At 43.6% G+C, this 22,048-nt stretch carries 16 protein-coding genes and 1 riboswitch; of the genes, 4 read left to right on the top strand and 12 right to left on the bottom strand.

Annotation, left to right across the window (positions count from 1 at the left end; all coding sequences use genetic code 11):
* Positions 1 to 192: 192 nt before the first annotated feature.
* Positions 193 to 3,201, top strand: coding sequence for an efflux RND transporter permease subunit (locus tag NSS82_RS27975; protein WP_076107081.1), 3,009 nt, complete (start codon positions 193 to 195; stop codon positions 3,199 to 3,201).
* A 69-nt stretch (positions 3,202 to 3,270) separates the two neighbouring features.
* Here the strand turns inward: NSS82_RS27975 and NSS82_RS27970 are convergent, their stop codons facing one another.
* From NSS82_RS27970 to NSS82_RS27940, 7 genes are all read right to left on the bottom strand, one after another.
* Positions 3,271 to 4,458, bottom strand: a complete 1,188-nt coding sequence (locus NSS82_RS27970) for a copper amine oxidase N-terminal domain-containing protein (RefSeq protein ID WP_076107083.1) — start codon at positions 4,456 to 4,458, stop codon at positions 3,271 to 3,273.
* A 44-nt stretch (positions 4,459 to 4,502) separates the two neighbouring features.
* Positions 4,503 to 5,783, bottom strand: a complete 1,281-nt coding sequence (locus NSS82_RS27965) for a hypothetical protein (protein WP_038573523.1) — start codon at positions 5,781 to 5,783, stop codon at positions 4,503 to 4,505.
* Positions 5,784 to 5,799: 16 nt separating this feature from the next.
* Entirely contained in the window at positions 5,800 to 7,458 is a 1,659-nt protein-coding gene (locus NSS82_RS27960; protein WP_076273718.1) for an HlyD family efflux transporter periplasmic adaptor subunit, read from the bottom strand.
* Positions 7,455 to 9,683: a peptidase domain-containing ABC transporter gene (locus NSS82_RS27955; protein ID WP_370511324.1), complete on the bottom strand. Its 2,229-nt coding sequence runs from the start codon at positions 9,681 to 9,683 to the stop codon at positions 7,455 to 7,457. The genes NSS82_RS27960 and NSS82_RS27955 overlap by 4 nt, the downstream gene beginning before the upstream one ends.
* A gap of 208 nt (positions 9,684 to 9,891) precedes the next feature.
* The gene (locus tag NSS82_RS27950; RefSeq protein ID WP_036678593.1) at positions 9,892 to 10,140 is read right to left on the bottom strand and encodes a hypothetical protein; all 249 of its coding nucleotides are present in this window, start codon (positions 10,138 to 10,140) and stop codon (positions 9,892 to 9,894) included.
* 12 nt (positions 10,141 to 10,152) lie between these two features.
* Positions 10,153 to 10,407 (bottom strand): hypothetical protein, encoded by a 255-nt coding sequence (locus NSS82_RS27945; protein WP_036678596.1) that lies wholly within the window; start codon positions 10,405 to 10,407, stop codon positions 10,153 to 10,155.
* A gap of 437 nt (positions 10,408 to 10,844) precedes the next feature.
* Positions 10,845 to 11,318: a hypothetical protein gene (locus tag NSS82_RS27940; protein ID WP_051491031.1), complete on the bottom strand. Its 474-nt coding sequence runs from the start codon at positions 11,316 to 11,318 to the stop codon at positions 10,845 to 10,847.
* Between the two features lie 313 nt (positions 11,319 to 11,631).
* Here NSS82_RS27940 and NSS82_RS27935 point away from each other — a divergent pair, with 313 nt between their 5' ends.
* On the top strand, positions 11,632 to 12,423 hold the full coding sequence (locus NSS82_RS27935) for a helix-turn-helix transcriptional regulator (RefSeq protein ID WP_076107085.1): 792 nt from the start codon (positions 11,632 to 11,634) through the stop codon (positions 12,421 to 12,423).
* A gap of 118 nt (positions 12,424 to 12,541) precedes the next feature.
* Here the strand turns inward: NSS82_RS27935 and gcvPB are convergent, their stop codons facing one another.
* From gcvPB to gcvT, 3 genes are all read right to left on the bottom strand, one after another.
* Positions 12,542 to 14,002: an aminomethyl-transferring glycine dehydrogenase subunit GcvPB gene (gene gcvPB / locus NSS82_RS27930; protein ID WP_076107087.1), complete on the bottom strand. Its 1,461-nt coding sequence runs from the start codon at positions 14,000 to 14,002 to the stop codon at positions 12,542 to 12,544.
* Positions 13,999 to 15,351: an aminomethyl-transferring glycine dehydrogenase subunit GcvPA gene (gene gcvPA, locus NSS82_RS27925; protein ID WP_036678609.1), complete on the bottom strand. Its 1,353-nt coding sequence runs from the start codon at positions 15,349 to 15,351 to the stop codon at positions 13,999 to 14,001. Before gcvPA ends, gcvPB begins: the two co-directional genes overlap by 4 nt.
* Positions 15,352 to 15,457: 106 nt before the next feature.
* On the bottom strand, positions 15,458 to 16,570 hold the full coding sequence (gene gcvT / locus NSS82_RS27920) for a glycine cleavage system aminomethyltransferase GcvT (RefSeq protein ID WP_076107089.1): 1,113 nt from the start codon (positions 16,568 to 16,570) through the stop codon (positions 15,458 to 15,460).
* Between the two features lie 186 nt (positions 16,571 to 16,756).
* A riboswitch (glycine riboswitch) is annotated at positions 16,757 to 16,855 on the bottom strand.
* Between the two features lie 278 nt (positions 16,856 to 17,133).
* Between gcvT and gcvH the strand changes: the two genes are divergently transcribed.
* Positions 17,134 to 17,526 (top strand): glycine cleavage system protein GcvH, encoded by a 393-nt coding sequence (gene gcvH, locus NSS82_RS27915; protein WP_036678614.1) that lies wholly within the window; start codon positions 17,134 to 17,136, stop codon positions 17,524 to 17,526.
* Between the two features lie 429 nt (positions 17,527 to 17,955).
* On the opposite strand, the gene NSS82_RS27910 is transcribed toward gcvH, so the two are convergent.
* Together NSS82_RS27910 and NSS82_RS27905 are read right to left on the bottom strand one after the other, a co-directional pair.
* Positions 17,956 to 18,786 carry a flagellar motor protein MotB gene (locus NSS82_RS27910; RefSeq protein ID WP_076107091.1) on the bottom strand — a complete coding sequence of 277 codons (831 nt, stop codon included), beginning with the start codon at positions 18,784 to 18,786 and terminating at the stop codon, positions 17,956 to 17,958.
* On the bottom strand, positions 18,783 to 19,565 hold the full coding sequence (locus NSS82_RS27905) for a flagellar motor protein (RefSeq protein WP_036678620.1): 783 nt from the start codon (positions 19,563 to 19,565) through the stop codon (positions 18,783 to 18,785). Before NSS82_RS27905 ends, NSS82_RS27910 begins: the two co-directional genes overlap by 4 nt.
* A gap of 179 nt (positions 19,566 to 19,744) precedes the next feature.
* Between NSS82_RS27905 and uvrB the strand changes: the two genes are divergently transcribed.
* Entirely contained in the window at positions 19,745 to 21,736 is a 1,992-nt protein-coding gene (gene uvrB / locus NSS82_RS27900; RefSeq protein WP_036678623.1) for an excinuclease ABC subunit UvrB, read from the top strand.
* Positions 21,737 to 22,048: the final 312 nt, after the last annotated feature.

Below are 22,048 nucleotides of genomic sequence, written 5' to 3'. Positions count from 1 at the left end.
GAAAAAGTACGGGGATCTGTCTGCAGAAGGGGAAAGTTCCCCGTCTTAAGACTGAGTACGAAACCAGCCGTAGGGCTGTTTTGACTTCAGCCAAAAATGACTAAACTAAATCTCGGGATGGAAATTAATACATAATCAAACAGACATAAGGGGAGTGCCAGAAATCATGTGGAGTGGAAGGGGAAAAAGAAAATGAAATGGTTAACAAAATGGTCGTTCGGTAACAAGGCTGCGGTGGGGCTTTTAGTAGTCATGGCTCTTGTGGTGGGAGGGATGAGCTACACTTCGTTACCGATGGAATTTATGCCAGAGGCGGATAATCCTCAAGTGACTGTAACTGTGCTGGGTCCTGGCCAGGATACACATGCTATGGAGACTAATGTAACGAAGCCGATAGAAGCTGGGGCCGCTTTTGTGAAGGGGAAGAAGGAAATACTGTCCACTTCCGGAGACGGATATGCGCAGGTGAATATTTTTTATGATTCGAAAACGAATATGAAGGATGCTGCACAGGAGGTCCAGAAGGTCGTCGATTCATTGAAGTTCCCGGAAGGGGTAATGGCTCCTTTTGTACTTCAGTTGAATACCTCCATGATTCCTGTATCCCAGGTTACCCTTGCTTTTGACGAGGGCCTGACTAAAGAGAATCTTAAGCTTGCGGAAGAAACTATCATTCCAGAGATGCAAAAAGCTGAAGGGGTAGCGAACGTTGCTTTATATGGTAAGGTAACTCCGCAGGTCAGTGTTAAGCTGGACCCAAAATTAATGGCTGAGAAGGGAGTCACGACTCCACAAGTATTAGGTTTACTTCAAGGACGTAATGTATCGGCATCCCTTGGGGAGCAAACAATTGGTGGGCAAACCGGTAATGTTAACGTAGTTTCTACGATAGATAGTATGGATACTTTAAAAAAGCTTCCTGTATCTGCGGGCGTTAAACTGCAGGATATCGCTGCTGTCGAATTGAAGCAGGATCAGGAAAGTGTCAGCCGTTCGAATGGGAAAGACGTTCTATTCGCCATAGTGACCAAAGAGGCTAATGCGAATGCAGTCAGTGTCGGAGATAACATTCAGGCTGCCGTAGATCATATTAATAAAACCATTCCTAATGCAGAAGCAGCAGTGGTATTCAGTACATCGGATATGGTAGTTACCTCGGTGAACAGTATGATGCGTGAGGTATTGCTAGGTGCATTATTTGCGACGATTGTGATTCTGTTGTTCCTGCGTAACCTGCGGGCTACTCTGATTACGGCAGTATCCATTCCGCTTTCGTTAGCGGTCACCTTATATCTGCTGAACATTTCCGGCATAAGCTTAAATATCATTACACTCGGGGGAGTCGCGGTTGCGGTAGGCCGCTTGGTCGATGATAGTATCGTGGTGATTGAGAACATTTACCGTAGGCTGCAAAAAGAACCCCTTTCTCGTGAAATGATTATTAGCGCAACTGGGGAAGTGGCTAGAGCGATTACCTCATCAACCATCGCTACGGTAGCAGTATTTCTGCCGATGGGTCTCTTACGTGGTAGTTTGCAAGCTTTCTTACTGCCGTTTGCTTTAACAGTGACCTATTCATTGCTTACTTCACTCGTAGTAGCTTTGACGGTTGTTCCTCTTTTAAGCTCATGGCTGCTGAGAAGGACATCAATGAAAGAACATGAACCTTCTAAATGGTTTATCCGCTTTCTGGACTGGAATCTTCGCCGTAAATGGGTTAGCTTATCGTTGGGTCTCCTGCTTCTGATTGGCTCCATTGCTGCTTATGTGACTATGCCAAAAGGGGCACTCGATGCATCAGATGCCAGCTATGTTTCTGTTCAGATGAATTATCCGAAGGATGTTCCTGTCAAAGATATTTTGGAAAAGGGAAAGCAGTTAGAGCAAGATTTGATGAAGCAGCCACAAGCAGAAACGGTAATCATGCAATCAGGCAATAGTGCGGACGCCGCTAAGTGGGGGAATGTTACCTCTGAAACCTTAGTGGACTATACCGTTGTTATGAAAAAAGGTGCAGATGCTCAGGCTTTTATCGATCATGTTCGTGAGGTAAAAGATTCATATACTGGAGCAACGCTTGTTGCCAACCAAATGAGTATGATGGGGTCCAGCTCTACCAGCGAATATATTGATATTGTCGGAGATAATCTTGCGGATATTACTACTGTAGCAACAGATGTTACCGCTAAGCTGAAGACCGTAGAGGGGATTCAAAAAGTCAGCAGTAATATGGAGGATACCAAACCTGTATTTTCCTTTAAGGTAGATCCGGCGCAAAGTAATGCGCAAGAGATTTCAATGCAGCTGTCAGCGATGCTTAATCCGATTCCAATGGGGCAAATTGAGCTCGATGGTGACGCAGCAGGTGTAGTGTTAGATCCTATGGTTCAGCCGCAAACGGAGCAGGATTTAAAAGCACTGACGCTCATGACGGCTGAGGGGCCGAAGCCACTGTCTCAGCTCGCAACTTATGAGGTTCGGAATGAGCCGGCAATGTTGTTCCATAAAGATGGGAAGCCGTATGTACGAATTACAGCAGAGGTTGATCCGAAGAAGGTATCTGAGATCGGTGCGAATATTAAAAAAGAAACCGATAGTCTTACACTTCCGAAAGGCGTGACCTTATTTGCAGGCGGAGCGTCAGTTGATCAGTCAGAGGATTTCAACGACCTGGGTATGACGGCATTAATCTCCATCGGGTTGGTGTATCTGATTATGGTACTCACCTTTAAAACCCTTCGGGCTCCACTGGCGATTATGTTCTCCTTGCCACTAGCGGCGATTGGTGCAATTGTTGGACTTATCGTGTCCGGTGTAACGCCTGACTTCACTGCTCTGTTCGGGGCGTTGATGTTAATAGGTATTGTTGTTACGAATGCCATTGTGCTCATTGACCGGATTAAGCAAAATGAAGCCAATATGAGTATTCACGAGGCTATTCTAGAAGCTGCCGGAACACGGATGCGTCCGATTCTCATGACGGCGATTGCCACCATTTGCGCCATGACACCGCTGCTGTTCGGCCATGCCGAGATGGGCAGCATCGTCTCGCAAAGCTTGGCGATTGTGGTCATTGGCGGCTTAACCGCAGCAACACTGCTTACGCTGATTGTAGTGCCGGCGATTTACGAGTTGTTCTACTTCCGTAAATCGGCAAAAGAGCGTAAAGGAGCAGAAAAAACTAATGCTCCGGCACTTTAAATAAGCAAACGGCAAGCCTCCGGGTTAATGGGGCTTGCCGTTTTTTTGTTTTGTTACAAATCCTTATAATTATGGAGTTAACTTGTCTACACTAATCGGATAGGTCTGATCCAGCATCCATTTGCCTGCTTTGGATTTCTTCAGCGTTGTGACAGAGGTGGAGCGGTTATCCTGAAACTCAGGACCCTTAAGCTTGATGCTCGTCTGAACCATATATACGGCTGTGGTATCCTGGGTATAATGAATGATTTTGGCAGATTCCAGAGTGAACTTTAGATCATAGACTGTGAAAATTTGGCTGAAGAGCTGTTTGGTTTGTTCGAGAGCAGGGGACTCAGGATCAATAGTAGATAGCACACCTTGAATATTCTCTGCATTGGTATAGTCCAAGTTGCTCTTAAGCACAGCTAATATATCCGTTTCATCCGACTTCGTCACAGCTGGCTTAGCGTTCAGCAGTTTATCTGGGAGTATATATTGTACGCCTTTAATCTGCAGGTTGTTGATTTTCCAGTCTTCAGTGCTGGCAGTACGCGTTAAGCTATAAATATATTCAGAGGTATTGTCTAAGGTGAATGGACCGCTGAGGTGTGTAGTCGTTTCAACGGTGTGAACCGTAGCCTCTGTGGGTTGAAGGCTGATAACCTCTAATTGATCAAGTGAAGTGGTCGAATCGTATTGTTCCATTTGGCTCTTAATCTGTGGCCCGATGACCACAAGAGGAGACTTGCTATCGATTAGGCTCATGAACCCTTCATAATTCTCATTGTTGGTATAGGTTACGTATTTTTCAAAAAAAGCATTGATTTCCTGCGGGTTTACCTGGTTAGTCTTGCCTGTAATGGTTACTGTCTTCGAGTGTGCATTCCAGGAGACTTCATTACCTGTAGCCTCCCCAACGAAGCGCAGCGGAATGTAAGTGGAATTATTGATGAGCTTAGGGGCAACAGAAAGTTGGGTTATTACACCATTGACGCTGGCCTGCTTGCTGCCTAGTTGCAGTGTAATCGTAAGCCCTTCCTTAGTACCCGTTATGGTACCTGTGGTTTGATTCCAATCGATTGAAAGTCCTAGTTTTTCAAAAACCGGGCGAAAAGGAACGACAATTGTACCATTATCATTGAAGGGAGCCTGTCCCTTCAGTGCGAGCTGTTGCTGATTGATCTGAATGGAGATTGGCTTCTCTGCGGCATGGACAGGCCATGCGATAGCGGTAGAAAGAAGAGTTGCTGCGATTATGCTGGATATGGTTTTCATCTTGTGATTTCTCCTTTGAGTTATGAATGATAATTTAATGGTTATTAGAGGATGACTCCACTAAGAGCCAGAGTAACCTTTGCTTGGAATAAAGCGTACTTTACTTTTTGCTTATCGAATTGCCGATTTAAGTTGAGTAAATCGAGCTTGTTCTGATCTGCCTGAGCTGCTGAAATTAATCCGCTATTTAAGAGAGTATCATTATCCTGGGAGACGCGTACGAGCTCCAGTTGCTGCTCTTTCAGCTCTGAATATTCAAAATCAATTTCATTGGCTTCCGGCCTATAAGTTGCCAGTTTTTCTTCGAGTTGTTGTTGTACTATATTTTTGTGTGAAATCTGGCTGGCCCATAGAACAGAATAATAAGTGACGAGTCCGGCATCGAAAGCTTTGACGGCATCAAGATTATCTTTGGCGAGTGTGATTCGTGCATCTTCCTCGCGTAAATCATAATTGCTAGAGAGGCTGACTACAGTGTTCCAATTCACAGGCTCTGGTGCACTGGAGATGACATCATCCAGCAGGACTTCTGAATAGGATGATAATCCTAACTCAAGCTTAAATTGTTCTAGCTGAGCTTCATAACTCCTAAGGTTACGTTCAAAAGCAGATTTTCGTTCCGCATTTTTACGATTAAAATCGTCCAAACTTCTCTTAGACAGTAGACCATGCTCGTATGATCGCAAGGTATCCACAGAATGTTGAAACCAATATTGGCTTTCTTGTTTGTCATACTCAATCGTTTTTTTTAGAGAAGAGAGTTGATAATATTTCTGCACAGCGTAGTAGCGGATGAGGGCTTCTGTTTTTTGAAGTCGTAACTGATTAATTACTTTATCTGTTTCTAATGTGCGCAACTGGTCACGAAATTCCTTGAGCTGCGCTGTTTTAGTCTCTTGATTGTAACTGTTTTGGCTTTCAGTCTGAGCGCTAACCCATTGATTCAGAGATGTGTTAATCATAATTTGAATGAGAATGGATTGATTAACCCCTGCCTGTTCTTCTTTACTTAAATCAGAGTAACCAGGAATACTACTGATAAAAATATCAGGATTTACTGGCAGCAGTCCGCTAGTTATGACTACATTTTTTTGTTCCAGCTTTTTCTTTTCAGAGGATACATACGAGAATTTGGAATCCGTTTCTGCAATATTCCATTGTGAGAGCTTGATATCTACATAGTTAGTTAATGCTAGCTGGATTGTTTCTTCCATGGAAAGCAATTTTGTTGCACTAGATACCTGCGTATCAGCATGAGCTGTAATGGAATGCGGCAATAGGAGTAATAAGAAGGAAAGTATCAAGAGAGCTGTTTTCTTTAACATTTAGCTGGCAACCTCACTATTCCTTTAAGTTGATTTTTTCAAGAACAAAATCAATGATCTTCTTGGAGTCGGTAATAACAGAGGCATGCGCAATCATCCCTACACGAAGCTCTCCACGTTCACCTCTGCGATTAACAAGTGGGTCATTGGATATCGTTGCTTCCACCAAATAGTAGCTTAGACCGTCTTGCTGAACAATTGAATCTGTGCTGATAGATGTAATCGTACCTTTTTGGGAACCGAAACTTTGTTTAGGGAAGGCTGAAAAGCTGAAATCAACTTTATTGCCAATCGCTATTTTTCCTGCTTCTGCGTTAGGTACGGCGATGCTCATTTTATATTTTGACTCGTTGCTAGGAATAATGGAGATCAAGGCTTCGCCGGATTGTACCATGTCCCCGATGTTGGTTTCTTTTAAAATATTAATGGTCCCAGAAATTGGTGCTATGAGCAGTCTTTTGTTTCGTTCAAGCTCAAGTTGCTTAATAGCCTCTTGCAGCGTAATTAAGGTTCTTTTATTTTCTTCTATTGCTGAATGAATCTGTACAATACGGTCAAGTTTCAACTTTTCCAATGAGGTTTTTTCGGTTGACCGGTTAAGTTTCTCTTGATTCAGTAGATCATTTTGCTGCTCAGCCAGCTGTTTCTTTTGCATTTCTAAAGTTTTTCGTTCTGAAACTGAGGGATCATGCCCATTTATTAGCAAATCGAGGCTGACCTCTATCTCAACCAATTGTTGATTGTAATTGGTGATATTGCTTTCTGCGCTGAGCACGGCTTCGGTTTGGAATTGGTTGATTTGCAAATATGAACTTTCATATAGATGCTGTTCATCTGTAATCTGAGATTGAGGCACAAGGCGGTCCCCCAAGCTGAGCGAACGGTTGTAGATTTCTTTTTTCTCAGCAGATTGTTTAGATAGTTGCACATATTTAATTTGGTATGTATTATATTGTTCCGTCCGTTTGGTATCTGTAGATGGAAGCAGATTTTGATTCTCTTTGATGGATTGCACAAGCAATTTCTCGTTTGTAATTTCAACATTCAGCAGTTTCTTTTTTCGTTCCAGTTCAATTTTATTTTGAAGAGATTTATCCAAACTGGATTCGGCACTAAAGGCAGAAGATTCTTGCAAACCTATATTCTCGTGAATGGCAGCTGTAAGCTGATCCTGGGTTCCTTGATAGGTCTGCTGCTGCTGGCTGTATTCAAGGAGAAATTGTTCTACCATGTCATAATAGTAAACTTCGTCTGCATGTTCAGAAGAAAATTGATTGTTTAAATTGCTAATGCTTTGTTTATAAAGCTCGAGATAGTGCAGTTTCTTAGTGAGCTTATTGATTTCGGAGTTACGATTGGATAATTCTATATCGAGTTCTTTATGCTCAAAGGAAATTAACTGCTCGCCCTGCTTAATTTGCATCCCTTCATGGATATATACCTGTTCCACTTTTCCCACAGATGAAGTCTGAATGGTACTGACTTTTTCATTGGGCCTAACTACAGCAGAGGCTTTGGCGACTTCATCGATCTGGCCAAAATAGGACCAGACCAACGCAGACCCCAATAGAATAAATAAGATAAGTATGAAAATAGAAATCACAGGACTGGTCTTGGATTCCATGATTTCTCTGCTATCGGTCATTTCTGATAAGTTATGTATTTGTGCGCTCATACGAGAGACACCTCGCCTACTCCTGCAGCAGCATATTGAATGGTGTGATCTTGTTTTTGTTCAACCCCGGGGAGTTGATCTTTCCACAAGCCGTAGTACTTTCCACGGTAATCTAGAAGCTCCTGATGTGTCCCACACTCAATAATCCGCCCCTGATCCATGACATAAATTCGGTCACAACGCATGATTGTACTCAAACGGTGAGCGATAATAATCGTAGTCATGTCTTCAAAAGCATTGATCGTCTCCGATACTGCCTTCTCCGTTGTAGAATCCAGGTTACTAGTGGCTTCATCCATAATAAGAATATCCGGCTGTTTGAGCACCGCTCTGGCGATAGCCAGTCGCTGCTTCTGTCCTCCGGAAATATTGGTCGCATTCTCTTCTAACAAAGTGTTGTAGCGGAGTGGAAGCTGATTGATGAATTCGTGAGCCTGTGCGGTTTGGCAGGCGGTAACAATCAGTTCCAAATCCATATCCTGATCGACACCCAGACATAGATTTTCCCGAATTGTTCCGCTAAAAAAGAAAGTATCCTGTGAGATATATGCGATCCGCTGTCTTAAGCTATCTAAATGAATATCTTTAATGTTGTAGTTGTTAATTAAGATATCGCCTTCTTCGTGTTGGTAAAATTGCATAATTAATTTGATTAGTGTGGTTTTACCCGAGCCGCTCTCACCGACAAAGGCAATTTTCTCACCCTGTCTAAGTGTCAAATCGATATCATGAAGTACAAGGGAACGTGTACCGTATCTGAAGCTGACACGATCAAATTTAATATCACCTTTTAATGAAGCAGGTTGAATCTTCTTGTCCTCATCATTATGCTTCTCCGCTTCCAAATCAAGAATTTCTCCTAATCGGTCAGCAGCGACAATGGCCGTTTGCAAAGTGGGCTGGAGGTTGATTAAGTTCTGGATGGGTTGCAGGAAGTAAGCCAATAACGAGTTATAGGTAATCAATTGGCCCATTGTCATATTGCCTTTTATCACTTGTCTTGCTCCGACCCACAGTATGGCTACTCCTCCAACGAGTTGTACAAAACTCTTGAGGGAGGCTTGAATGTTATTGAAAAGACCAAAACTGAAGACAGATCTCAGAAATGAGATGAACTTCTGTTCAGTTTCATAGCCCACTTTCGATTCTGCATGATAGGCTTTAACTGTCTCGATACCATCTATTGATTCAACAATATAGGAGGTGAGCTGAGCATTTTTTTCCATCTGTTCGCGGTTTAAACGGTCAAATGGTTTGTGGAAGCTCCAAACCAATACCAGATACATTGGCACCATAAGTATAGTAATTCCGAATAAAAGAGCACTTTGCGAATATAGAATAATTCCACCGGCAATAACCATGATAATATCGATCATGATGGTTAGTGTTGCGCTGGAAATGGCATCTCGTACTTTCGAAGCATCCATAAGCCTTGATATTATTTCTCCTGTCTTACGTGTACCAAAAAAATTCATTGGGAGCTTTAACACATGGTGGTAATAGCCAAGTATGAGTGAAATATCGAGTTTTTGGCTCAACGTCAGTAAGATATGGCTACGAAAGGCATTTAATAATATTTGAAATATGTAGAGAATGATGACTCCAACAGATATTATGTTAAGTGTCTTTTTTAATCCAAAGGGTAGAATTTCGTCTAAAAGAAATTGGAAATAGAATGCAGCAAGTATACCTAAGATAGTGTAGAGTATAGATGTTAGAAAAATTCCTCCTAGCATTCTTTTTTGAGGAATCAGCAATCCAAAGAAACGAGCAAATAGACCTTTTGTTTGGTCCCCTTTTTTGAATTGAGGAGTGGGTACCATTAAGATAAGGACACTTGTCCAGATTTGGAAGAAATCTTCCGGTGTATATTTAACTATGCCTTGGACTGGATCCGCAACAATTATTTCCTTATTTGATATTTTATGGATTACAACATAGTGTAATAATGTCTGATCTATAATGACATGGGCAATAGCGGGAAGTGGGAAGTTTTCGAAGAAGGCTTCATGGCTTCCCTTGACTCCTTTTGCTGTAAACCCAAGTTTTTCTGCTGCTTTTATGAGTCCATATATATTGGTTCCCATTTTATCAGTTCCGGCTACTTCACGAATTTTAGTGATTGGATATTTGAGACCGTATTGTTTGGAGATAGTTGCTAGACAGGCTGCACCGCTGTCTTTAATATCAAGCTGTTTAATACAATAGTATTTCTTAAACAGAATAAACCCCACCTACTATTAGTGATTTGTACATATTCATTGGGATCAACAATATCTTATCCATGTAGAGAATGATTTCGTAACTGAAACAAAATCTTTTTGTAAATAAGCCTCACTAGAAGATTGCTTCTCTGACCTAATAGAAATCATAATAAGCTCCAAGTGAATGATATTTATTCTCTTGGAGCTACTAAATATTCAGGAAAGTGTTTTATATATTTTTATTAGCAATTCCTGCGGAAATTACAATGATACTAGATGTAGTTAAGGCAGTATAGCCAAAGGCGCATGCTGCTACTACTGGAAGACTAACTGGTGCTGTTGCCGCAACTGCTATTAAAGTGGCTCCAGCAATAACTCCACCTATACCAGTTGCAATTTGTCCCCAAAGAGCACCGCCCTGAATATCGTACAATTCAGATCCTTTTAATAATTCAAAACCACTACTTGAAATTTCCAATTCAATCCCCCCTTATCCAAATATTGCGACTCCTACGCCTGCTACTGCAGCAGCTAAACCTAATGCAGGAAGAGCTGGTACTGTGGCAATTGCTCCTAAGATTGCGCAGCTACTAGCGATTGCTGGTACTCCAGCAGCAGCAACCCCAACGCCCACTACTGAAGAGGCTACGCCGACTGCTTTAGTTAACCAGCCACCACCATTAAGATCCATCAACGAAGATAAATCAAGTTCTTCAAACGTACTATGATTAAAACTGAGTTCCATTATGTCACCTCCTTTAATCATGATTTATATTAAATCGGGAGTGAATGATCAAATGAAAATCCCTGATTTAATTCCATATTCATTTTTCGTGTTTGGCTAGAAAATTCAATCCAATTAATATGAGAGCGATAAATCCTGTGAAACAAAAGGGTATCCATATGGGACCATTAGTAATCCTATTCATTTTGGCTATCAATATAATTCCTGAGCAAATAACTGAAAAATACACCTTCCAAAGCTTAATATTTTGATTTCCCAGTCTAAGCTTATTCCATTCACTGATGATAAATAGATTCAAAATCAAAAGAGTTCCTAATACAGTAATTGTAGTATCTTGAAAGGTATCGATATAATAAATAAAACTCAAGATAGTGAAAATTAATGTGATACTAAAACAGAAAATCACTATTTTTTTTTTCATAGCCGGCTCCTCATTTTTATAAAATAGATGGATTTACACCTACATAAATGTCAATAATCATTTTTTCTAAGGAAGCTTCAGAGTTATCTGAAGTGTACACATTATAAAATGCTGTGATTTGTTGAAGTCCCTTATCTGATATGTACTTTATAATAGATTCATATGTACTTTGTACTCCAACAGGGTTCCCCATGAATCTGCAGGATAGGGCATTAACTAAGTGGAAAATTTTTTTGTGTTTATAAGTTTGATCTGATGGAAAAGGCTTATTGAGAGGAATCATAATCTCCATGTCCATTAAATATTCCCCATTAACAATCTCCGCCGAGAATGTGCTCGTAATAAGGGGTCCTGCTTTCACTGCTTGATATTTTTCTATTATTTTTGCAGTTTGAGCTATTTCTATTTGTAATTCTTCTTGATTCATCTTCTTTCTAACGGAAAGGACATTTTCAAGCAAAATTTCTTGATTTTTTTGAATTTCAAACAATTCAGCACCTCCTAAAAAAGATCATAACTATGTGAATTTTCACAAACCTATCGTAATTGTTAAACTCCCTGATGAGTGGATTAATAACTTTATAGTAACTAGAATATCTATTAAGATACATATCCCTCAGTATATATTCCCTTTTGAGTTAATCTGTGCTAAAATATATTTTTTTTTACAATAATTCCACTTTATTTAACAATTTTTTATCTTTTTGATCTAACACAAACCTCACGACTTATGTCATTGTTTTCTTTTGAATGGAGTGTTATGCTCTGTTTAATTAATACCATAAGTTGGGAGAATGGTTTGTTTGGATATTCTTGAATGTGAACGAGCTTGGTTTACGGTAGATGATGTAGATAAAAAATCTAATAATTCCTTGTGTGAATTTTGCCAACCTTGGAGTAACCTCAAAACAGAAAAATCCTTTTCTGTAGAAGAGCTGGTTCCCTACGAGGTATTGGTTGAAGTACTACATTCAGAATTGGCGAAAGTAACGGAATTTCTCTTATTGCCCTTTGTTTTTTTCTTAACAGATCAAGCCGGCAATATTATTAATATTGTTACTCCTTTCGAAGCGTTTCAGAAGAAAGTAGATCATTTTGGAATTAGGAGTGGAACTAACCTTTCGAAGCAATTCTCTGGAGTAAATGCAGTTTCACTAGCGATGGAGGTTAAATCAATTGCAGTAGTGCGTGGAGAAGAGCATAGTATGCCAATGTTTAAAGAGTGGAATTGTGTATGCGCTCCTATAATGATAAATGGTTGTATATGTGGATATATCGACATTTCATTTGAAGCCGAGAGGCAAATTGGCTTTTCGATTCTCTTTATTAAACAATTATCCGAAAAGATTGTTCTGAAGTTGAAGGAACGAAGCCCAAAGTTAATTGAGTACAGATTTCAGGAAAAGTGTGATTCGTATCGATTATCGCCCAGAGAAAGGGAGGTAGCGTATCACTGGTCACTAAGAAAAGGTGCGTTGCAAATTTCCAATGACCTTAATGTGAAAGAGGGGACTGTGCGGAATATCGTTAAGAGTATTTATAGTAAGATGGATATCAGCGAGAGATGGGAATTGATAGAAATACTTAAGTTGTAAATTTTGATGATAAACATCAAAATACTCGTTTGTACATAAGATATAAAAGCCATCCTCCGAAATTAATCAACAACGGAGGATGGCTTTTATCTGTCTAGAACATTTTTTTGATAAGTACTTAACCGCAAGAACAATTCAAAACTGGCTTACGCGCAGCCTGTGTCTCATCCAAACGGCTAATCTCTGTGGTATGCGGTGCGTTGATTACAATTTCTGGTGTCTCCTGCGCTTCTTTCACAATCTGAATCATCGTATCGATGAAGCCGTCGAGCGTTTCTTTACTTTCGGTTTCCGTCGGCTCGATCATCATGCATTCCTCAACAGTCAGAGGGAAGTACACGGTTGGCGGGTGGTAGCCGAAGTCGAGCAATCGTTTAGCAACGTCTAAGGTGCGCACGCCATATTGCTTGAGGTTTTTGCCGGACATCACGAATTCATGCTTACATACACCCGGATATGGGATTTCAAAATACGGCGCCAGACGGTGCATCATATAGTTCGCATTCAGCACAGCATTTTCGGATACCTCACGCAGTCCGTCTGGACCATAGGTGCGGATATAGGCATAGGCACGAACCAGAATACCAAAGTTTCCGTAAAAAGCTTTCACGCGTCCAATGGATTCAGGACCACCGAAGTTAAGTGAGAAGCGGCTATCTTCATTCTTCACCACAGTAGGTTGTGGCAAGAATGGAATGAGGATAGATTTTACGCCGACTGGTCCGGCCCCAGGGCCACCACCGCCATGTGGGGTGCTCATTGTCTTATGCAAGTTCAGATGCACAACGTCAAAGCCCATGTCGCCAGGGCGGGTAATGCCCATAATGGCATTGGAGTTGGCTCCATCGTAATAGAGTAAGCCGCCTGCTTCATGCACGATCTCAGCAATCTCGACGATTTGGGTTTCGAACAAGCCCAGTGTGCTTGGGTTAGTTAGCATTAGTGCGGCTGTGTCGCTACCGACGGCTGCCTTCAGTGCTTCAAGATCGACCATTCCTTTATCTGTGGAAGGGATCGTGATCGTTTCAAGTCCTGCTGCTGAGGCACTAGCAGGATTGGTTCCGTGCGAGGAATCCGGCACGATAACCTTAGTACGCGTCTCGCCGCGACTTTCATGGTAGGCGCGGATCATCATGAGGCCGGTCCATTCACCATGAGCACCTGCGGCAGGCTGTAAGGATACTGCATCCATGCCCGTCAGCGCGGACAGATCATTTTGCAGGGTATACATTAATTCCAGTGCGCCTTGAATACTCTCTTCCGGTTGGTAGGGATGAATTTTGGCGAAGCCGGAGAAGCGGGCAACATCTTCGTTAATCTTCGGATTGTATTTCATCGTGCATGAACCGAGTGGATAGAAGCCATTGTCTACACCAAAGTTGCGACGTGAAAGAGAAGTGTAGTGGCGGATGACGTCTACTTCAGATACCTCTGGAAGTACGACGGGTTCGCTACGGAGTAAATCTGATGGAATCAGGGACTCCAAGGTTTCTTCCTGCGGCACATCGCATAGTGGCAAAGAATAGGCCGAACGGCCAGGACGGCTTAATTCAAAAATTAGACTTTGCTCCGGTTTCATAAACAGCCCTCCAGTGCGCTAGCGAATTGGTCGATTTCGGTTTTGCTTCTTTTTTCCGTTACGGCAACCAGCATATGTCCAGCAAGTTCAGGATAATCACGACCCAGATCATAACCCCCAAGATAACCTTCCTTCAGCAGCTTCGAATTAATAGAGGCCACACTGCTGCCTTCAGGAAGCTTCACGACAAATTCGTTAAAGAATGGGGAGGAGAAGGCAAGTTCAGCACCTGTTAGTCCGCTGAGTTTATTAGCAGCGTAATGGCTTTTGCGAATATTTAGCTCGCCTACTTCACGCATGCCTTCTTTGCCCATAACGGACAAGTAGACGGATGCGCAGAGAGCCAGCAGCGCCTGATTGGAGCAGATATTCGATGTCGCTTTTTCACGACGAATATGCTGCTCACGCGCTTGAAGTGTAAGAACGAAGCCACGTTTACCGTTACGGTCTACCGTTTGGCCAACGATCCGGCCTGGCATGCGGCGCATCAGGTGATCAGCTACGGCAAAGAATCCGCAAGTTGGACCCCCGAGAGAAGCTGGAATACCGAGTGGCTGAGCATCACCCACTACGATGTCGGCTCCAAGTTTGCCCGGAGTTTCAAGTACACCTAGAGCTATTGGGTTCGCGCTGACTACAAGAAGACCTTTAACCGCGTGAATCAGCGGCTCAACCGAGCGAAGATCCTCGATGCTGCCGAAGAAGTTAGGCGATTGAATAAGCACTGCGGCAGTATCTCCATCGATAGCTTCAGCGAGTTTAGCTTGATCGGTAACACCGTCTTTATAGTCAATCTCCACCACCTCCAGACCCCAAGCATTAGCCGAAGTACATAGCACTTGTCGAGCCTCAGGATGAACGGTACGGGAGACGATTAATTTTTTGCGTTTGGTAGCACCAGCTGCGAGAACCGCTGCTTCGGATAAAGCTGTAGCGCCATCATACATACTGGCATTGGCAACTTTCATACCGGTTAGTTCGCAAATGTAGGATTGGAATTCGAAGATCGCTTGCAGCTCACCTTGGCTGATCTCCGGTTGATAAGGAGTGTAGGCAGTGTAGAATTCAGAACGGGAAATGACATGGTTGATGACCACAGGGATGTGATGATCGTATAATCCGGCGCCGAGGAAGCTGGCGTGAGAATCAAAGTCGGCATTTTGGTCAGCCAAACCTTTCATGTGGCGCAGCAGGGCGTATTCATCGAGTGGTTCAGACATCGGCATAGTGCCTTGGTAACGTACCGCTTCAGGAATATCGGAGAACAGCTCATCTATAGACTGAATCCCGACGGCCTCCATCATCTCTACGCGGTCCTGTTCTGTCATGGGCAGATAACGGTGCTTCATTAAGGTTTCACTCCTTGGCTTTTTTAAAATATAAGAAAGTACAATTTTCACGCTATACTTTATCCTTCTATTTCTCGCTTAAAAGCTCACCGTCCTTATATGGACGCTAAAGGCGTTTATACTTGTAAAAAGGGGCCTTGATCACTACAGCCTTAAGCTGCTTGCCGCGTATCTCTACGTAAACCTCTGTGCCTATTTCACTGTAAGCAGCATCAATCAAAGCCAACCCCAGGTTCCGTTTCAGCGTAGGGGACTGTGTTCCGGTTGTGACCTCACCAATCTTAACCCCATCTGCCCAAACAGGATAATGGGAGCGTGGAATGCCTCGATCAATCATTTCTAGGCCGACAAGGCGACGGGGAATCCCAGCTTCTTTTTGCTGTATTAGTGCATCGCGTCCGATAAAGTCTATTTTGTCCAGCTTCACGAAGAACTGTACTCCTGCTTCAAGCGGGGTGATGTCAGCGGATAGCTCCTGACCGTACAGTGGTAATTTTGCCTCAAAACGCAGGGTATCCCGTGCACCCAGTCCAGCAGGTGTTAATCCGTGAGGCGCGCCTGCAGCAAGCAGTCCGTTCCATAACGTTTCTGCACCTTCCAGCGAAGCGTAGATCTCGAAGCCATCTTCACCGGTATAACCCGTACGGGAGATAAGTACCTCTACACCGCAAACGGTGGCGCGTTCGATGAAATGGAAAGGCTTGAGTGTTGAAATAGGAGCATCAGTAACTTCCGCGAGAATGGTCTCTGCCAGAGGACCCTGCAAGGCGAGCAAAAGCGTCTCGTCAGAGACATTAGTGAGCGTGACTTCGCCGAATTCAGAGGTCAAATTCTCTTGCAGCCACTGGAAGTCTTTGTAGATGTTGGAGGCATTAACGACGAGCATATAATGCCCTTCGCTTAGGCGATACACGAGTAGATCGTCGACAACTCCGCCATTTGGATAACAGAGCAGTGTATATTGTGCCGCACCATCCGTGAGACGGCTGACATCATTGGTTGTCATTTTTTGCAAAAAGGCTTCTGCACCGCTCCCAATCACCATGAATTCACCCATATGCGAGACATCGAACAGCCCAGCCTGCTGGCGAACGGCTTCATGCTCTTTTACGATACCTGTAAACTGTACTGGCAGCTCCCAGCCACCGAAGTCAATGCATCTGGATTCCGCATAAGCGGAATAGAGATCATAAAAAGGTGTTCTTCTCAAAGCATCCATGTCGTCACTCCCCTTGATCTGATTACATACGAAAAAAGGACAGGCAGAAGCAATCATGCATAAATGCACAAATCGCTTTCTGCTCTGTCCTTTGTACCTGAGAGTTACCCTGCCGTAACTAGCTTGCAGGTTTCCCCGTTGGTGATCTGACGCATCTAGCCTTGCGTCTGATGCTCTCCAGAGATACGTCCGACAAAGGTCCTTTTGCCTGAGAGATTCACCCCTGTTAGGGCTTACTCCTTCGGCGCCGTCTTCAAGTGAGACAGTCTCTCCCTATGCCATCATCCGCAACTATATTTATTTCAAATATAAGAAAGTATATGGTTCACATTATACATTATCCTTATATTTCTCCGAGAAACGGTTATTGTCTATAAAAAGACGACAACGTCGTTTCTTCTTGTATGTCTCCATTAAACGGGTATAGTCGGGCGCTGTCAACAAGAAAACGTCGAAAAAATGACAAATTTAAATTTCCTGTTAGTAATATTGACATTGTGAGCCGGGATAACTTAGGCTATAACTAAATTTAGAACTCCAAATTGGAAATGAGGCGGCTTGAAATGAGTGAAGTATTAGACAACCTTCTTTACAGCGAAGAGCATGAATGGGCACAGCAAGTAGAAGGACGAGTAGTACGTGTTGGGATTACGGACCATGCTCAGCATTTATTAGGCGACATCGTATTTGTTGAGTTTCCTGAGGTAGGATCAACCATTTCGGCCGGTGACAGCGTAGGCAGTATCGAATCCGTTAAGACGGTATCGGAATTGTATTCGCCCGTCTCTGGGACGGTTACCAAGGTGAATGATGGATTAGAAGCTAGTCCGGAGCTTATCAATGATCAGCCATATGGCGGGGGTTGGATTTTTGAGATTGAAGTTGATGGAGAATATGCTGATGCTGTAAAAGGTCTGTTAGATGCAGCCGGTTATAGCGCGTTAGTTGCTGAATAATTGGAAATTGGGGACGGGAAATAGTCTGATCAAGTGTGATGTTTTTAGCAGCAAGTTTCTGTGATTTGGGGACTTGCTGTTTGTGTTTCTTATGTAGATTGTGCGAGTATTCGTAAACTCAATCGAATGGTTTGAGGGTCTAGTGGAGTATGGAATTAGGGAAAACCTCCCTCATTTTAGACGATTATAGCGTGAGAGTTAGGATTTTAGGGAATTCCTCCCTAATTATCTCGGTAAAACCACTATATCAGACTAAAAAGAGTAATAATCAGGGAGAAATTCCCTCATTCCGCGATTGGATACGATATTAGGTGAAAAATCAGGGAGGTTTTCCCGAATTAAATTAGGTGAAACCCCATTATTGGTCAATGTGGCAATTGAAATGGCCTTAGCCGCCGAACTTAGCTCTGAGCACAAACAACTATATTTTTATTCCACCTCTTGAAGCTGTCGAAGGACAATGATCTCTACGCGTCGATTTTTCTGTTTGCCTGCTACCGTAGTATTATCTGCTGTTGGTCGGGTATCGGCATAACCTGCATATTGAAAAGTGTCCGGGTTCAGTCCTTCATTATCTAAGAAAAAGCGCAGCACAGAAAGCGCACGAGCACCCGATAGCTCCCAATTGTCGTTATAACGTGAAGCTGATGACACTGGTGTATTATCCGTATGTCCTTCAATGCTGATCGTTGCCCCGATATCTTTGAATAAGCCAGACAACTGCTGAAGAGCAGGAAGGGCTGGTGACTTCACATCTGCTTTACCCACATCAAAAAGAAAACGGTCGCTGAGCGTGATTTCTATGCCCTGCGGTTTGTCGGCTACAAATATTTGTTCACCGAGATTATTCTCCTCCACATAGTGGGTGATCACACCCATTAACTCAGCAAGCTTCGCCTCTTGTTCTCGAAAAGCCAACTCCCGTGCTGAAGGTGTTTCATTCTCCGTTTGTTTATCAGAACCGTCATTTGGTTTTGCAGTTGCGTTCGCATTCCCATCTGTACTCTCTGGTTTGTTGTCAGGGGTCTTTCCAGCATCTAAAATACCATCTCCGCCTTCAAGAACAGTGCTGCTCGACTTGAAAGTCTGGGATAAAGAGCCGGTTACGATATTGTATTTGTCAGTGTCCAGGCTGCTCATCGCATACAATATAACGAAAAATATAAGTAAAAGCGTAATTAGATCTGCGTAAGTAATCATCCAACGATCACGGCTTTCTCGATTCTCTACCCGCCGTTTGCGCCGGTCTCTTTGTCTCATATAAAACCTCTTGCTTCTGCACGGTCATCTGTGGTGGTATCTGAAATGAAGGAGTTCAGTTTTTTACGCACCAGCAGCGGATGATCCCCGTTTTGTAGAGAAAGAATGCCTACTAGCAGCATCTCCATGCTATGCAGCTCACTTTGGCTGCGGGATTTGATTTTGGAAGCAATGGGTAAAAATATTAGATTAGCGATGGCTACTCCGTACAGTGTTGCAGTGAACGCTACTGCGATAGAGGTACCTAGATTTGATGGGTCTGTAAGGTTGCCCAGTACCCTAATGAGTCCCATAACTGTACCGATGATCCCCATCGTTGGAGCATATCCGCCAGCGGCTTCAAAAATCTTGGCGTAGCTTTCATGCTTCAATTCTTTCGCATCCATTTCCAATTCCAAAATCTGTCTTACCTGCTCAGGGTCAGTGCCATCGACGATAAGCAACAGTCCTTCGCGCGTAAAGGAATCGGGATGTGCTTCCGCTTGTTTTTCGAGCATTAAAACGCCGCCGCGGCGGGCCACTGTGGCCATTGCGATAAGCTCTTCTGCCTTCTCTTCATCACGTTCAGGATTGCGGCCAAAAGCCATGCGCAGAGCGGTGGGAATGGAGCGTAGCTTAGCTGCCGGGAAGCTGATCATTACGGCGGCAATCGTACCTCCAAATACAATCAAAGCTGCATTAAGCTGCAGCAGTCCGGAAAGGCTTCCGCCTTCCCAGAGGTAGCCGCCGATTAGCGCAGCCAGTCCGGCCACTAGGCCGATTATTGCGGTAATATCCATGCTTCAAGCTCCTAACATTTCTGTGTATTATGGTTTGCATCGATCTAAGCAACACTGTATAATGAACGGGAACACATATTCTTATCTTCCATATTTTTTACTATCGTATGGAGAGAGAAGATTCAGACAACAATTATAATATATTAATCTAGTTTAGACGATAGAGGGGAGACGGGCAAATGAGTGATATTGTCGTCAGTACGAAGACTTTTGAATTGGAGTCCGAGTATACACCCCAGGGCGATCAGCCTCATGCCATAGATGAATTACTACAAGGCATCCGGCAGGGTAAGAAGCACCAGACGCTGCTGGGAGCGACAGGTACAGGGAAGACCTTTACTGTCGCGCAAGTTATTTCCAAATTAAATCGCCCCACGCTGGTTATTGCGCATAACAAGACACTGGCTGCCCAGCTGGCAAGTGAGTTTAAGGAGTTTTTCCCGAATAATTCGGTAGACTATTTCGTCAGCTACTACGACTATTACCAACCAGAGGCGTACATTCCCTCCTCCGATACTTATATTGAGAAAGATTCCAGCATTAACGAAGAGATTGATAAACTTCGCCACTCCGCGACAAGCTCCTTGTTCGAACGGCGTGACGTTATTATTGTAGCGAGTGTGTCTTGTATTTACGGTCTCGGTTCACCAATGGAATACGGAAGCTTGCTGTTGTCCTTGCGGGTTGGGATGGAGAAGCCGCGCAATGAGATTCTGAGCAGACTGGTGGATATTCAATACCAGCGCAATGATATCAATTTTGTACGCGGAACATTCCGTGTACGTGGTGATGTGGTTGAAATCTTCCCGGCATCTCAGGGTGAACATGCGATTCGCGTTGAATTGTTTGGCGATGAGATTGAGCGGATCACTGAAATTGATGTTTTAACGGGTGAATTGATCGGTGAACGCGACCATGTCGCCATTTTTCCGGCTTCTCACTTTGTTACCAAGGAAGAAACGATGCGTGTAGCAATAGTCAATATTGAACGGGAGCTGGAAGAGCGGCTGACCGTGCTTCGTGACGCAGGCAAGCTTCTGGAAGCGCAACGTCTGGAACAACGGACACGTTACGACATTGAGATGATGAAGGAAGTGGGTTTCTGTTCGGGGATTGAGAACTATTCCGGGCCACTAACCTTCAGGGAGCCAGGAGCAACTCCATATACGTTAATGGATTATTTTCCTGATGATATGTTAATTGTCGTAGATGAATCCCATGTTACCCTTCCGCAAATTCGGGCGATGTATAACGGTGACCGGGCGCGTAAGACAGTGTTGGTAGAGCATGGTTTCCGTCTGCCTTCTGCGCTGGATAACCGTCCGCTTCAGTTCGAAGAGTTCGAAGATAAAGTGAACCAGATCATTTACGTTTCTGCGACACCTGGACCTTATGAAATGGAACACTGCGAAACTATGGTGCAGCAGATTATCCGTCCGACTGGGCTATTGGATCCAATCATTGAGGTTCGTCCTACAGAAGGCCAGATCGATGATCTGATTAGCGAAATCCGTGACCGGGTCGAACGTGATGAACGTGTACTCGTTACCACTTTGACGAAGAAGATGTCGGAGGATCTGACAGACTACTTTAAGGAAATCGGTATTAAGGTTCGTTATATGCACTCTGACATCAAAACACTGGAACGGATGGCGATCTTGCGGGATCTTCGTCTCGGTACGTTCCATGTCCTGGTAGGGATTAACCTCCTGAGAGAAGGTCTCGACTTACCGGAGGTATCTTTAGTTGCAATTCTCGATGCCGATAAAGAAGGGTTCCTTCGTTCCGAACGTTCACTAATTCAGACGATTGGCCGTGCGGCTCGTAACTCTGAGGGTCGTGTAATCATGTATGGTGATCGGATCACTGATTCGATGGAGAAAGCGATGAGCGAAACATCGCGCCGTCGCGCCATTCAGATTGCTCATAATGAGAAACATGGCATTACCCCAACCACCATTAATAAAAAAGTGCGTGACATCATCGAGGCGACGAAGGTTGCTGAGTCTAAAGCCGATTATCTCACAGGTGTGGGTGGCAAGATGAATAAGAAAGAAAAACAAAGTCTGATCCAGCGTCTGGAAGCTGAAATGAAGGACGCTGCCAAGAACCTGCAATTCGAACGTGCGGCAGAGCTGCGTGACGCATTGCTGGAGCTTCGGGCTGAGTAATAAACCATCAATGCATCACCGATATTTAAAATAGGTATTGAACGGTGCTGTCCTAGACCGTTCTTTTTGAATCAATAGAGGGTCGCGTATCCAGTAATGTTTATGGCACTTAAACGTATCCCGCAGGGACAGCGCCCGCAATGTACTTGGCACTTACGCGTATCCCGTAGGGACAGCACCAGGCAATGTACTTGGTACTTATGCGTATCCCGCAGGGACAGCACCATGCAACGTCTATGACAGTTGCATGTACCTGTCTTTAGTTAGTGCGGTAACGTCCAAGTGGTCCCGTAGGGATAAGCGCTCTGAGCA

This window comes from Paenibacillus sp. FSL H7-0735 (genome assembly GCF_038008505.1).
GTDB classification, from domain to species: Bacteria; Bacillota; Bacilli; order Paenibacillales; family Paenibacillaceae; genus Paenibacillus_AQ; species Paenibacillus_AQ odorifer.
The sequence above is the reverse complement of the archived record's forward strand: the minus strand, read 5'-3'. Positions and strand labels throughout refer to the sequence as shown.